This window comes from Paenibacillus sp. 01T424, assembly GCF_056398745.1.
Window position 1 is genome coordinate 54,982 of sequence record NZ_JBFTPZ010000040.1, and the last position, 15,467, is coordinate 70,448.

A 15,467-nucleotide genomic window follows, 5' to 3' on the forward strand; every position below is an offset into this window, starting at 1 on the left:
CAGGATGCGGATCGGTATTAATTTTATCTTTTTAATCAAATGGCAGAAAGGGCGATAATTGTGAAAAAAAGAAGGTTATTCATTACATTGACGTTAGCCGTCATGATGGTTATGCAAGGCTTCATGACTCCGGTACAAGCTGAGGAGTCTGGCGACCCTTACGGATTGGTCTTTAATGCGGCGAAAAGCAACGCTGTAGAACTTAATGAGAAGCTGAGCAATGTACCGTCCACCTTTGAGATGCGCGCTAAATTTGCAGTTAACCCCAATCAGCGTCAGGTTTTGTTCGGGAATTACAACGCGAATGCAGGCACTCAATTTAACCTTGAACTCAAAGCCGACAACCAATTCCGTTATTATGAACTATCCAATTCAAAGCTGATCGATAAATCGACCCAAGGCGCAAATATTGCGACGGGGAAATGGACGCATCTGGCGGTGACCAGAGACGTTGTGAATAAGAGAGTAACCGTTATCCAAGATGGAGCTGTTATTGCCACCTTTGAAAATCTGGATTTGGCTGCACAGGTCACTCCTCAGTACGTACACAGCATCGGAAAGGACACAAGGAATTCCATGCACATTAGAGCGGAGGTCGCAGAGGTTAGATTGTGGAGTGATGTCCGTACGTTGGATGAGATTAAAGATAATGTCAATATAGAAATCAAGGGCAGTGAAGAAGGCTTAATGCATGCTTGGTCACTGGACAGCTCTGTGCCTCTTACGAATATGGTAGTCGATAAAGCTGGTAAAATTAACGGTACAGCGCTTGGCTTCAAAAAAGCTTATGAGATCGAAACGCCTTACATAAGCGAATTTGAAGGAACTGGCACTGATTTTACCAATGGACAATTGGAATTAATGACTGAGGAACGTTTATCGGATGCCCCTCGTACGGTTGAAGCTTGGGTAAATGTACCGGCCAATACACCGAAGGATCAACCAGTTGGAGTAGTTTTGGGGAATTACGAAGATCAATATTATAGTGATGTTTCCCGGTTTAACTTTGAGATTGGCAGCAACGGCAATCCGAAATTGTACTGGAGAGCCGATAAAAGCAGTGAAATCAATTACTATTCGGATATTAACGTAAATGTCGGCGATTGGGTTCATGTAGCTATGGTATTGGATGACAAGAACAATACAGCGAGTACTTATATCAATGGAGAAAAACTAGAAGAGGAGGTTTTGAAGGCGAAGATTCCGAACGACAGGACCGCACGCGAGCTGAAGATCGGTTCGGATTTTAGAGGATATGGCACAGACGGCAAGCCGCTGATGACATTCAATGGTCAAATCGCCGATGTTCGTGTATGGTCCACTATCCGAACGGACGAAGAGATAAAAACGAATTATAAGGTTTCATTGCAAGGAAATGAAGCGGGATTGATGGGGAACTGGAAGCTCAATCAAGCCGCTAATGGCGTGTATCCGGATGTCTCCGCCAATAAGAACGATGGAATCATCTACGATAATGAATCGACTAATTGGCTAGAGCCCGAATTTGCAGAAGGTGATTATACGATCGCTGTTATTCCTGACACCCAGTATATGACGAGATTGCATCCTGAAGAGATGAAGAAATATATGAAATGGATCAAGGATCATGCTGACGATATGAATATCAAGCTGGCGATAGGCGTGGGCGATATCGTAGATACGGCATCGAGCACAGCAGAATGGGCGGTCGCATCTGAAGCGTATTCGTATTTGGATGGCATAGTACCTTATGTGGCGCCACCAGGCAATCACGACGTGATTTTGAATAAAACGAATTTGACCCGCAATTACACGAATTACAACAATTACTTTCCGTACAGCAAATATTCCAAGTTATCCACCTTCGGAGGAGCTTTTCAAGAAGGCAAAATGGAGAATACGTACCATTACTTCGATATAGGCGGCGTGGAGTATATGGTCATTGCGATGGAGTTTGCTCCAAACGATGACGTATTGGCATGGGCGAATCAAATCGCGACTGAAAACCCAGATAAACGAATTATCGTCGAAACTCATAATTATGTGTATCACAACGGAGAGCTTATTAGCACCCGCCATATCGATTACCCGACCGCTTATATCAATGACGCAAATAACGGCGATGATATGTGGAATGAATTCGTAAGCAAACACGAAAACATTGTGCTGGTACTTTCGGGGCATATTGGCTATCCGGATCTTGTTGTGAGAGAGGATATCGGCGAACATGGAAATTCAGTCCAGCAAATGCTGGTGGATGCCCAATTCATGCAGCCGCGAGACTTAGGCATGCTTATGCTGATGACGTTCAAGGAAGGCAGCAACAATGTGAATGTGAATTGGTATTCCGTCAAAAATGACAAACTGTTCCGCGACAAAAACCAATTCGCTATGGATCTTAATTTGTATCCGGACGATGAACCGAATCCCGGCGAGAATGGGATGCAACTGAGTGCCGTGGATCAATCCGTTACGAAGGGTAGTATTTTCAAGGTACCTGTTAACGTAGAGCAGGCATCTGATCTCGTTGGTCTTGAAGGCGTCATTCGTTATGATGAAGAACTGCTGACACTAGAATCATTTGAGTTAACGAAGTTTAAGGAAACAAACGCTACCAATACAGCAACACCTGGTACAGTCAGCTTCGCAAGTGTATCTGATGCTGCACTTGGTACGGACGAGCCAACGGTGGTTGCCAACCTGGTATTCCGCGCCAAAGCGGATATTGCAAAGGATGAAACGACAGCGATTTCGTTCGAGCTTTTGCAGGCGATAACGATGAACGCCACAGGCGAGACGGCATATGCGCGGATCGGATCGAAGAATGCAGCGATTACCATTACAAATATGATGCTTGGCGACGTTAATGGAGACAACAAAATTGATGTAATGGATGCGACGGGAATTCTTAAACTAATTGTTATTGGTCCAAGTAAAGAGAATGCAGCTCAATATGCGGCTGCGGATGTGAATGGCGATAAGGAGGTTGATACGCTCGATGTTCTAGCACTATTGCAGATCATTGCGGRCAAGCTAGCCGGACCGAATATTAAATAATAAACTATCGAGCGGGGAAGGCGACAGAACGCCTTCCCCCTTAATCAAGAAAGGACGATTCCTATGAAAATAAGGCATTTGTGGAAAGTGATAGGCTGTTTGCTCATCCTCTCGTTCTTGCTTCAAAATGTTAGTTATGCCATTTCGTCGCCAACAGTTAATCCGGAGTTGGAAGTGAAGTCCGCACAAGCCTCGCCTGGAAAAAGCGCGACCGTGGACATCGTAATTCACCGATCGAAAGGGCTAAAGACGTTTGAATTTCAATTGAATTACGATCACACAGCCCTTGAATTGTCGGGAAGAGTGGTTAAGAAAGGGAAGGATGTTGCCGATTGGCTGTACGAGTACCATGTGGATTCCGCAAGAGGAACGGTAAAAGTGGCTGCCGTCAACTCCGACGGATTTAAGACAAATGATACGGTGGTCGTGATGAGTTTGACGTTCAAGGCTATTGGAGAAGCAGGGGTTTCGGAGTTTGCCGTAATTGATTTAAAGGCGTATAAGGATTTGAATACATCGGCAGTTATGACAAGCAAGACGGGAGGCTTTGAGATCGTTTCTCCGCTGCAACCGACACCGAAGCCGGAATCGAGTCCATCCGCGAATCCAAGTCCAACCCCAATTCAAGAATCGAATGGGCATGTAAGTGTACAGGTAGAGGACGAGTTTGTGAGGGGTAATATAAGAGAAAGTCAATATAAGAACGTAACGTTCACCATCACTGCACCTAAGACTGCAAAAAGCGTCGAAGCCATTATTAGCGGTGAATCCGCAAAGCTTATCGCCCAAAGCGGTAAGAAGTTAGTCATTCAAACGTCTATCGGCGATCTAGAAATAAACGGCGAAACCATTGCGGAATTAGGTGGTGAAAACATCACAATCAGAATCGAGCATGAAGCACCAGTTGATGGAAAGCCGGCAAGAACGGTTGTAATTATCGTTGACGGTAAGAAAGTAACGAATTTTAGCAGCAATATTAAAGTAAGTGTTCCTTATGAGGTGAAAATGAATGAATCTAATGAGCGAATCATCGTCTATCGAATGAATGAGGGACAAAAAGTGATTGTTGCTCAAGCTATGGCGAATGACGGTAAGGTTGTATTTTTGACTCGGCAGGCTTCCACATTTGTTATTGCATACAACTCGAAGGTTTTTGCAGATATGAGGAAGCATTGGGCAACATACAGCGTGGATTTTGTGGCAGCGAGGGAGCTTTTTCAAGGGGTCTCGAGTAGTGTTTTTGCACCAAACGGCACAATGACCAGAGGCATGCTGGCAACAGTGCTAGGCAGGCTTAGTGGCGTGGCTATGGCTGCCTCTAAGACAACTTTCGATGATGTGGATGCTGACAAGTATTATGCTCCTTTTATTGCTTTTGCAAGTGATAATAGGATTGTAAACGGAATAGGAAATGGCAAGTTCGCTCCGGATAAAGATGTTACAAGAGAAGAAATGGCCCAAATGATCGCAAATTTCATGAACTATGCAGCCATATCGGTTACTGAAGCAGATGCAGTACTTCCTTTTGCAGATGAACAATTCATCTCAGGATGGGCTTTGCCTGCCATTCAACAATTGCAGCGTTATGGAATCATTAGTGGCAGACCAGGCAATCAATTTGATGCTAAAGGCAAGTTGACTAGAGCAGAAATAGCAAAAGTGATTTCGGTGCTGATCGAGCGGATTGTTCAATAAGAAATAAACCAGTGGCTATATGGGACCCTAGTTAAATCTAGGATATTTATAACATTCAGACTTTATATCCGACTCTAGATTCTCTTTCTGAGATACGGTGAAAGAGAAGGCTAGGGTCGTGAACAATACTGCTAAATTCATAAAAATATTTCTTTTCCTATATGATCTCATTCTACATGTAACTTTAAAGCTCATTAATTTCAGTACGATTATACATGTAACTCATATGAATATACATGGATGAGTACAATTATTTTCTCTACAATTAGACAATAGGTCATATAGAATGACTCAATTATAAAAAGCAGCTGTGGGTTAGAACCGCTTTGTGAGTTTTGGTGATAGACGGTATTTTCACATTCATATATAGTGTAAGTTATGATATTTTCGAAGAATGTAAGCGTATACGAGTAACCAATGAGGATATTTGCTTTCTTATTAGGTTATTTTCAGCTCAGAAGGAATTGCCAAGGGGAGATAAAATTGCTTAGAAAGTCTTTTTTTACAAAACTACTTATCGCTTATCTTATTATTGTATTCGCTTACACTATGATTGCGGTCTGCCTGTCTTTCTTTAAGGACAGCCAAAGAGTGCGATCGGAATTGAGTCAAAACCAGCAAAATTTCCTCATGCAATCTCGCGACAATATTGACACCAAACTCGGCGTTTCTTTCAACTTAATCGCGCAATTGAGATTAAATGAGCATGTTGTTAAATTCGCTGAAAAAGATCGTAATTACTATGAGATCACACAAACTTCTTATGCACTGCAAAATCATATAGACGCATTCTCTGAATTCGGCTATAGCATCGATCTAATGAAGACTAACGACGATTTGGTCATTACGCCACAAATTTCATCGGATAGAAGACGCTATATGGAAGATATGGGAATGACGAATGAGGATCTTGCACACTTAGGAACAGACAGCACGAGTCCAACCATAACACTATCGAGCAGCAAAAATATAATTTCGAAGAGCGATGAAAACGCATCGATAATAATCGTTAATCCGGAACGGGTAGGAATAGGAAATTCATTATTTTTTGTTGTCTCATTTTTTGAACAATTACTGCTACCGTCCCTATCACCTGATATGCAAGAAGCTTTTGCCATTATTGAGAATGGTCGATACGTTACGCTCAAATCAAGCTTTGACGATAAACGGGGGAAGCAATTGCTTGCCTATCCACTGCGAGAACTTGATGAACAGGCAACCGGGGATTATACGAAGCTATCCAATGATGAATTTGATTTTCATTTGATTCGCTCAAAAACGATGCCACAATGGACGTATATGTATGTTACACAGAACTACTCGTTGGTAGATTCCTTTTCACCGAATTTGAAAGGGGCTGTGCTTTTATTAGCCATTCTTATCTTTGTGGGACTAGCATTCGCCTATATGGTTTCCAAGCGCATGTACCGACCTGTCGGTCATCTCGTCGGATTGTTCAAAAGCTACGGGGAACCTACGGGAGCAGACGAATTCGCCTTCCTGAATGAGACGGTGACGAGTATAAGTAAGGCTAATGAACAGATGAAAACCGCGTTGCATGAGCACAGGCTTTCAATGAGAGACAAGTTCCTGCGGGATTTGCTCTATGGACTCGTTCCTCCTGACAAGGTGGATGATCTGCTAAATACACATCAACTGCAAAGCCTATCTACCGCTTTAAGTGTTTGCGTAGTTTCATTCTCGAACGATAAAGAATTGGAGGAGCAATATTCGAAAGACGCAATTCTTACGATAAAATCAAAGACTTCCTTGATCATTCATGAACAAATGAAAGTCCATTTCCCTTGCGAGCTGCTTGATCACGATTTCACCAAATTTGTCTTCATAATCAAGGATTCAGATACGGAATCCATTCAGAAGAAGCTCATGAAAGCGATGGCTCAAATCGAGGACGCACATGCGTACGGATTGACTGCAGCTGTTGGTAGGCCCGTAGCCTCTGCTGGCGAAATTGACCGCTCCTTTATCCAGGCGCTTGATACCCTGAAGAGGAAATCGGCAGTTGATAAGACTTCCGTCATTACTTATAAACAGCTCAGTCAAGTTCAGATGGTCAGCTATTATTATCCTATCGATACGGAGCGAGAGCTGATCAGCTATGTGATTCGGGGCAAGCGGGCAAATGCATTACATACACTAAACCTCCTTCTATCGGAAAATTTGGAGCAAAGACAGTTAACGCCGCAGCAGCTCGACCAGTTCTGTTTGCTTGTATTAGCTACTCTGAGTCGAATTATCCAGCAACTGAACATGTCCTTCGAAGAGTTTGTTCGAGCACACAAAGAATCTTTGGACATCGTTCAGAACGGCGAATCGAAGGAACGAATGGTTTCGGCCATCACGACCCTGTTTATCGCCATGATTGATACGATTGATCAGCAGAATGAGATGATGGATAATAGCACGGTCCAACGTATGATCGAATATATACATGACAACTACAACAAGGATTTATCGCTTAGCATGATAGCGGAGGAGTTTAACTTCTCTCCTGGTTACGTCAGCATCGCGTTCAAAAATCATTCCGGCGAAAATTTTAAAGATTATTTAAATTTTTATCGCGTGCAGCAAGCGAAAGAAATGATGCGCCAGCAGAAAGATATTAAGATTGGCGATTTGGCACTGATGGTCGGTTGCAACAATACGAACACGTTTATTCGAATGTTCCGCAAGTATGAAGGTTTAGCTCCCGGCCAGTACGCAAAGAAGCTTAGCGAGAAGTAGTAAGGCTTCATACAATGAGAATCGTTGATTCATAAAAAGCCGCCTAGCCTAAGTGCCAGGCGGCTTTTGTATGTTCGACTGACACTTTCCTCAATGAAGGGAAATTGTTGATACATGAAATAATGCACATTATGGACTACGACATAAAAAGTTGATGCTAGATGAAATAATGGCGATAGACAGCGCTTTCATTCGTATCTATAGTTTGAATTGCAACGCTGACCTTTCAAATGGGAGCGCTCCTAAGGAAATCAGCTAAACATCATTGCGAGAGGAGAAGAGGATGCGTGCTGCTTAACTTTAAACAAATAAAAGCCAACCTGATCAGGGACAGTTATCTTTATCTGCTCCTGATACCGTTCCTGGCTTGGTATATCATTTTTGCGTATAAGCCGATGTATGGCTTGCAAATCGCCTTTAAGGATTTCAGTGTATATAAAGGAATCGAAGCGAGTCCTTGGGTTGGGTTTGAACATTTCGAGACGTTTTTTAAAAGTCCGTATTTTTGGCGGCTATTAAAAAACACCGTGTTGCTCAGTTTTTATCAATTGCTGTTCGCATTTCCTGTACCGATTATCCTCGCTTTGTTACTAAACGAATTGAAGAGCGGGATTTTCAAAGCAACGGTGCAGACTTTTACGTATTTGCCCCATTTTATTTCGGTCGTTGTCGTAGCTGGGATTGTTACCAACTTTTTGGCTCCTAGCAACGGTATTATCAATATCCTCATTGAGATGGTAGGGGGCGAAAAGCAATACTTTCTGACCAATCCCGATTATTTCCGTACGATTTTTATCGGGTCCATGGATATTTGGAAGGAAGCGGGATTTGGTACTATCATCTATTTAGCCGCTTTGTCTGGTGTCAATCCTGCCTTGTACGAAGCAGCGGTTATCGATGGAGCTAATAGATGGAAGCAAACATGGCATATCACGCTTCCCGCAATCATTCCGACGATCGCAATCATGCTTGTCATGAAGGTGGGTTCCATGCTGGAAGTTGGATATGAAGCGATCATTCTTCTATATCAGCCGGCCACCTATGAGGCGGCCGACGTTATTAACACCTACGTGTACCGGTCTGGTCTTCAGGATGCACGTTACGACCTGGCGACAGCGGTGGGACTGTTCAATGCCGTCGTTGGATTTATTCTCGTCGTATTTGCCAACAAGATGAGCAAGAAGTTAACGGAGACTGGATTATGGTAGGTGATGGAAGATGAAAAAAACCAGAGGCGAAAAGCTGTTTTATATTTTTAATTGTGTATTTCTTGGAATTATCGCTTTGCTTGCGTTGTACCCGTTTGTCTATGTCTTATCTGCATCCTTAAGCTCCTCCCAATCGGTCGTTACAGGCAAGGTGATCTTGCTGCCGCACGATATTAACTTTGACTCCTATGCAAAGGTACTATCGGAAAAGGGAATTTGGATTGCCTATTTAAACACGTTTTATTACACCATATTCGGTGTAATCGTCAATTTAATTCTCACCATTTGTGGTGCCTATGCCTTATCCAAGAAACGGGTTATGGGGCGTACGGCCATCAGCTTCTTTATCGCGCTGACGATGTGGTTCCAACCCGGCATGATTCCGACCTATCTTAATTTTCGAGATTTGAACATGCTCGACAGTAGATTTACGATTATTATCGGTTTCGCGATTACGACTTTCTATGTCTTCCTCATGAGAACGTTCTTCCAGACCATTCCGGAGGAACTCGAGGAGGCGGCTAAGGTTGATGGTGCAAATGATCTTACGATCTTATGGCAAGTGTATTTGCCGCTGTCCAAAGCTTCGCTTGTGACGATCGGATTGTTCTATGCGGTGCACCGTTGGAACGGTTATTTCTGGACGATGATCCTGCTGAGAGACGAGAACAAGGTACCGCTGCAAGTCCTGCTAAAGAAACTCATCGTAGAGATGAACGTGAGCGACGAGATGGGCAATATGGCGGTATATTCAAAGGAAACAATTATTTATGCAACGATCATCGTCTCCATTATTCCGATTGTTGCAGCCTATCCCTTCATTCAGAAATATTTTGTCAAAGGCACCATGATCGGCTCCGTCAAAGGCTAGTGGCTGCTTCAATCTTTTATTATGAAATCAAGAAACCAATATTGGGAGGTCATAAATATGGGTAACAAAAAAAGGATAAAAGCATCTGCATTAATCATGGTAACAGTCGGTATGCTGCTAGCGGGCTGTAGCAACAATAATGTGCCGCAAAATAGTGGAAGTCCTGCGAATAATTCAAAAGAAGCGGATACAAAGCAGCTATCCGGGCAACTGATCGCAAAAGACCCGCTTGAGCTGACGATCCATATGCACTACTCAGATAAGTTTATTTTCGACGATAACTGGCCCATCTTCAAAGAAGCGGCAGCGATGACCAATATTAAGTTGAAAGGAACGGCATCTAAAGCTTCGACGAACAGTAAAGAACTGTTCAATACAATGATGGCTTCCGGGAAAATTCCTGATTTGGTTCATCATCAAATTAAGGAGCAGTACGACAGCCTTGGGGTTGAAGGAGCCTTTCTTGAGTTAGATGGACTGATTGAAGAACATGCCCCGAACATTAAAAAGTTCTTTTCCGAACATCCTGATGCAGCCAAATATATGAAAGCCAATAACGGCAAAACGTATTTCCTTAACTTTACGCCGGACGGACCGGCTGCTAGGGGCTGGTTTGTACGCCAGGATTGGCTGGAAAAACTGGGACTTGAGCAACCGAAAACGGTAGATGAGCTGTATGCACTATTGAAAGCATTCAAAGAAAAGGATCCGAACGGCAACGGAGCAAAGGATGAAATTCCATATTTCAGCAGGTCGAAGCTGGATGGAATTTACGACCTGCTGATCCAGTGGGGTGTGCAGGGCGGGGCCGATGCAGCCAAACGTGGATTTTACGCGGACAACGGTGTCGTCAAGTACGGCATGTATGAGCCAGGATATAAGACGGCAATCGAAAATATTGCGAAGTGGTACAAGGAAGGCTTAATTGATAAAGAAATTTTCACCCGCGGAGCGAAAGCGCGTGACATTTTGCTCGGAGACAATGTCGGCGRCATGACGCACGATTGGTTCGCCAGCACGGCTAATTTCAATGATATTCTTGCGTCTAAGATTCCTAGCTTCTCCTTTGTTCCGATGACGCCCCCAGTGAATACCGCGGGCAAAGTCGTCGAAGAGAGTTCCCGTAAAGGGACGCATGCGAGCGGATGGGGAATCTCAGCGAGTACCAAGCATCCCGTCGAAGCGATCAAATATATGGATTTTTGGTTCTCCGAGGAGGGTCGGAGACTGATGAACTTTGGCATCGAAGGAAAGGACTATGACCTCGTGGACGGCAAGCCGAAGTTTAAAGACTCCGTATTGAAAAATAAAGAAAAGACAGTTATTCAACAGCTTCAGGAAGAGGGAGCTCAGATCGAGCTGGCCTTCCATCAAGACTATGCTTACGAAGAACAATGGACAAACGCGACTGCGTTGAAAGGCATCAAGGAATACATTGACAATGGTTATATTATGCAGGCCTACCCGCCGATCTCGTATACGGATGAGGAACGGACCAAATTTGAGGAGCTAAACGCGGGCGTATTGACCTACGTCGAGGAAAAGCTGCAGAGATGGGTGCTCGGCGTAGAACCGATCAACGATGAGACATTCAGCAAGTATATTAAGGAGTTGGAAGATTTAGGCATCAAGCAACTGCTTGAACTGGAACAAGGTGCATATGACCGTTACATGAAATAGTTGGAACCCCTCCCTCCGGAGTCGTGATGATTTCGGAGGGAGTATTCCTTCTGGATTGTAAACGTTATCGAAAATGTGATCGAGAACATCGTAACGAAACAAAAATTATATGATGGAGATGAAAAAATGAATCTGCAATCATTGTTGATTGAGCCGATAAGTACAACAGACCTGCTAGCTAACTTGCGTTCGCGGCTAGAGCCGATGGAAGATAAAGCCGCCTATATAGCAGCCCATATGCCTGATCATGTGCGCGAGACGATCGCGAATGCAGAACTCGCTTATCGAGGGATGATCATGCTTCCCGGTACGGGGGGAGTCAGGGAGTTTGTAGGGCACCCGCCTAACTGGCTGGAGCGCAGACATAATGATAATGAATATTTATGGCAGCTGAATCGCATGACTCATTGGCAGGACTTGCTGGAAGCCTATTCTCTCACTAAGGATGTAAAGTACGGTGTTAAGGTCATCGACGAAATGATGGACTGGATCGAGTTCGTCACTATTCCCGAGGACTTACTCGATAAGCCGATTGACTATTTTACGGAATGCCATCCGCTGAGGGTTTTGGAGATTGGTATTCGAGCCTACAAAATTTGGCCGCTTATCCTGGAGCATCTAGGTCATTCGGAGCTGTTTACGGAAGCAGTGTTGGAGCAGTATTTAACGGTCATTTACAAGCAAATAAAAGCTCTGCGCAACGTGTCGCCTCAGCTGTGGCCTAAAGCGGATCATAATCATTATTTAATGGAGTGTTTGGGTCTTCTGACGACGGCCCTTTATTTTCCCGAGCTGAAAGAAGCGGAAGAATGGAAGGCTTTTGCGATCGATGGCATCGAAAAGTGCAGCATAGCGCAGCTGACGGAGGACGGCGGTCAAATCGAGGGTTGCCCATCTTATCATAATGGCTGCATGTTCTGGTTCGGGCTGGCTGTGGTTCTGGCTAAACGTTTCCATTTTCAGTTCTCACCAGCGTACATGGAGCGGTTTAGAAAAAATTTGGATTACTCGATCTACTCGTTAAGACCAACCGGGAAATGTGTACCTGTCGGCGATTCCTATGCGAATCCCCTTGCTGTAATGTCCGGCGTCTATGGGTATTTTGCTTTGGAGGATGTATCCTGGCTCGGACTTGCAACGAATTTGATCGATGTGAACGAGGTGGTACGGGAAGCAAGCAAGCATGTATGGAGGGCGCTCGATGTCAGCAAATTCGTGGAAGAGCTGTATTCCCTGCAGGGCAGACAGTTTGTATTGGATAAACCGACGACGTTTTGGAATCGAACGTTGCATCAAGCGATTATCCGCAGTGGCTGGGATTCAAAGGCTCTCAGTTTTTTGTTTACATGTAAAAGCCCTGTTCAAAATGCCCATGCCCACATTGATTTGATGAGCTTTGATTTTACTGCGCTCGGAAAAGACATGATTTGTGATCCCGGATTTTTTTGTTATCGAGATGATGAGGACCGCAAACAGTTCAAGAGTTCAAATTATCACTCTACGCTGCTAATCGATGAGCGAGATCATTTTGAGTATATTCGCCCCTTTCAATACGGACCGCAAAAACCCGGCGGAATCTACAATGTGGAGGATAGAGGTTTCTACCGGCTCGCCAGCGCCTGCCATACAAACTACGAACCGGTGATTCATCACAGGCATATTTCACTAGTCGATAATCGGTTCGTTCTTATTGCGGACCTTGTAGAAGGGCTGAATAACCATAGCGTTCAGCGCTATTTCCATCTGGATTTTGTCGAGGTGAAGGAGAAACTGGGCGGCGTGATTGCGACGAGCGAAATTGCGAATCTGGTGATTGCAACAAGCCATATAGGGGAATTGGATTTTCTACAAGGAAGGTTGTCTGATGAGACCGATCTCTCAAGGCCTTCGACAAGGGTACGCTTCCAAGATAGATTCAGCGGTACAGTTACTTTCTTGACGGTGCTTATTCCTTTCCAAGGGGGGCAGCAGCCTGCTGTTCAGATTGTTGAAACAGCGGATGGTGTATTTAACTTCGAGCTTGGAGAGCGATACTTTGTTTCGATACACGAAAGAGATATGCAAATATCCAAATAGGCTTGAAAAGGCGAAACCCTTAGAAAGATATGAATAGGAGTGAAAAGATGTTGAACCTACAGACTGACGATCAAATTTGGGTTGAAAATGTTATTTCCAAAATAACAGCCAAAATGGGCGCAGTAAGTGAAAGATCAAGCAGCAAAATTCCATATACCACAAGTAACGGTGAGCACGATAACCAGATCAAGAAAGATATCAACTGGTGGACGAATGGGTTCTGGGGCGGCATGATGTGGCTTATGTACCATGAAACCGGGGCTCAGAAGTACAAGGAAATCGCCAATTTCACGGAAGATGCTTTGGATGCTAGTCTCCATCAATTCTACGGTCTGCATCATGATGTCGGTTTTATGTGGCTGCCTACGAGTGTGGCCAATTATAAAGTTACCGGTAATCTGGAATCCCGCAAGAGGGCGCTGCATGCCGCCAACTTGCTTGCCGGACGATTAAACTTGGTGGGCGGGTTTATCCGCGCTTGGAACGATGATACAACCAGCGAAGATACGAGAGGGTGGGCGATCGTGGATTGCATGATGAATCTTCCTCTTCTGTATTGGGCGAGCGAAGAGACCAAAGATCCGCGATATGCGCAAATCGCGATGAAGCATGCGGACACCGCTCTCGATGCTTTTATTAGGCCGGACGGTTCCGTGAATCATATCGTGGAGTTCGACCCATTCAAGGGAAGCGTTGTCCGAACTTATGGCGGTCAAGGATTCGAGGAAGGCTCGTCGTGGACGCGTGGGCAGACGTGGGCTTTGTACGGCTTTATGATCAGTTATAAGCATACAGGGAAGCAGGAGTATTTGCAGGCAGCCAAACGCGTGGCGCATTATTTTATGGCGAATATTCCGGATAACGGCATTATTCCGATCGATTTCCGTCAACCGAACGAGCCCGCTTACGAAGATTCCACGGCAGCGGCGATCGCGGCTTGCGGACTGATCGAAATCGCCAAAGCGGTTGGCGAGTATGAGAAGGAAGTCTATCTGAATGCCGCACTGAAGCTGTTGAAAACGCTGGACGTTTCTCGCTGCGACTGGACGACGGATTCCGATCATCTGTTGATCAATGGTTCAGCAGCGTATCATCATCAAGACATTCATATTTCAATCATTTATGGCGACTATTATTTCATGGAAGCTGTTTTCAAGCTAAAAGGGAACGAGTTGTTCTTGTGGTAGTAAAACGATGAGTACCAACGAGCATATCATAGCGGTGGAGATACTTAAGGGTAAGTGCAATTAGAAGATATTTTATTTGGGAGAACCTCTCTGCAGGGTGCTGCGGGGAGGTTTTTTCTTTTGCCTGCTGAAGTTGTTAAACTAATGGGCAGTTTAGCGTGGAAATGACCAAGTCGAAAACATGAAATAGAACACCTGAAAGTTACACTTTTTGGATTAAAGTAAATGAAATATAATGTCCTAGCAGCCTTCTAAATGAAGTAAATGCAGAAATAAGGAGACAGGTGCTTTAACGGTGTTTTTAAAATATTTATGGAGAGCGTTTTTGATGGCAATCTTCTTTGGAGATGTTTTGCTTGTGTACTCCTTTTTCAGCATACGAAGATAAACAATATCTTAATGACGGTGGGATGGTGCATTAAATGGTAGATAGAAAAGAAGAACGAAAAAGAACTTTTCGTGCTTTGGCTATAGTCCTGTGTATCATAACCATACCAATTGCTATTTTGTACTACGGTTATTTCCAATTTGTTTATGCAGAAAAATTAATTCTCACTCAAAACTCCCCTAACAAAAAAAACCAAGTTGAAATTAGGGTTCGAGGGGACTGACCCCTTAGCGTGAGACAAATTAAAACACCTTCAAGAAAATGCAACCATGTCGTAAGATATGGAGACAACCTTGGAGGTGTTTTTACGTTGGCAACAAGAGTAAGTTACCCAGTGGAAACAAAAATGAAAGCTATTGAATTGAGAATAACAGGAGTTCCAGTGAAAGAGGTCATGGAGCAGCTGAGCATTCGAAATAAGACGCAATTGGAAACCTGGATGCGATGGTACCGCAAGGGCGAATTAAACCGCTTGGAGCAACCTGTAGGCAAACAATACAGCTATGGTAAAGGACCTGAGTTTACCTCGGAACTGGAGCAAATAAAGGCGGAGAATCGGTTCTTAAAGCAACAAATAGATG

Annotated in this window: 8 protein-coding genes and 1 pseudogene; all 9 read left to right on the forward strand. The window is 44.1% G+C overall.

The features are described 5' to 3' along the window. Window positions 1-60: 60 nt before the first annotated feature. Window positions 61-3,036 (forward strand): LamG-like jellyroll fold domain-containing protein, encoded by a 2,976-nt coding sequence (locus AC1DPK_RS25740; protein WP_477512061.1) that lies wholly within the window; start codon window positions 61-63, stop codon window positions 3,034-3,036. A gap of 63 nt (window positions 3,037-3,099) precedes the next feature. Then, on the forward strand, window positions 3,100-4,731 hold the full coding sequence (locus AC1DPK_RS25745; protein WP_477512062.1) for an S-layer homology domain-containing protein: 1,632 nt from the start codon (window positions 3,100-3,102) through the stop codon (window positions 4,729-4,731). A 603-nt stretch (window positions 4,732-5,334) separates the two neighbouring features. Further along, entirely contained in the window at window positions 5,335-7,476 is a 2,142-nt protein-coding gene (locus AC1DPK_RS25750; protein ID WP_477512063.1) for a helix-turn-helix domain-containing protein, read from the forward strand. Between the two features lie 287 nt (window positions 7,477-7,763). Beyond that, complete coding sequence (locus tag AC1DPK_RS25755) at window positions 7,764-8,684, forward strand: ABC transporter permease (protein ID WP_477512064.1); 921 nt, start codon at window positions 7,764-7,766, stop codon at window positions 8,682-8,684. 10 nt (window positions 8,685-8,694) lie between these two features. Continuing rightward, window positions 8,695-9,555 (forward strand): carbohydrate ABC transporter permease, encoded by an 861-nt coding sequence (locus tag AC1DPK_RS25760; RefSeq protein ID WP_477512065.1) that lies wholly within the window; start codon window positions 8,695-8,697, stop codon window positions 9,553-9,555. A 57-nt stretch (window positions 9,556-9,612) separates the two neighbouring features. After that, window positions 9,613-11,235, forward strand: a complete 1,623-nt coding sequence (locus tag AC1DPK_RS25765) for an extracellular solute-binding protein (RefSeq protein ID WP_477512066.1) — start codon at window positions 9,613-9,615, stop codon at window positions 11,233-11,235. Window positions 11,236-11,361: 126 nt separating this feature from the next. Next, complete coding sequence (locus AC1DPK_RS25770; protein WP_477512067.1) at window positions 11,362-13,311, forward strand: heparinase II/III family protein; 1,950 nt, start codon at window positions 11,362-11,364, stop codon at window positions 13,309-13,311. 47 nt (window positions 13,312-13,358) lie between these two features. Continuing rightward, entirely contained in the window at window positions 13,359-14,498 is a 1,140-nt protein-coding gene (locus tag AC1DPK_RS25775) for a glycoside hydrolase family 88 protein (protein ID WP_477512068.1), read from the forward strand. A gap of 698 nt (window positions 14,499-15,196) precedes the next feature. Beyond that, window positions 15,197-15,467, forward strand: a pseudogene (locus tag AC1DPK_RS25780) (IS3 family transposase); the annotation flags it as partial.

Bases quoted from the DNA above. Each gene is read 5' to 3' on its own strand.
- AC1DPK_RS25745 (WP_477512062.1), top strand. From the start codon at position 3,100: ATGAAAATAAGGCATTTGTGGAAAGTGATAGGCTGTTTGCTCATCCTC.
- AC1DPK_RS25760 (WP_477512065.1), top strand. From the start codon at position 8,695: ATGAAAAAAACCAGAGGCGAAAAGCTGTTTTATATTTTTAATTGTGTA.
- AC1DPK_RS25770 (WP_477512067.1), top strand. From the start codon at position 11,362: ATGAATCTGCAATCATTGTTGATTGAGCCGATAAGTACAACAGACCTG.
- AC1DPK_RS25775 (WP_477512068.1), top strand. From the start codon at position 13,359: ATGTTGAACCTACAGACTGACGATCAAATTTGGGTTGAAAATGTTATT.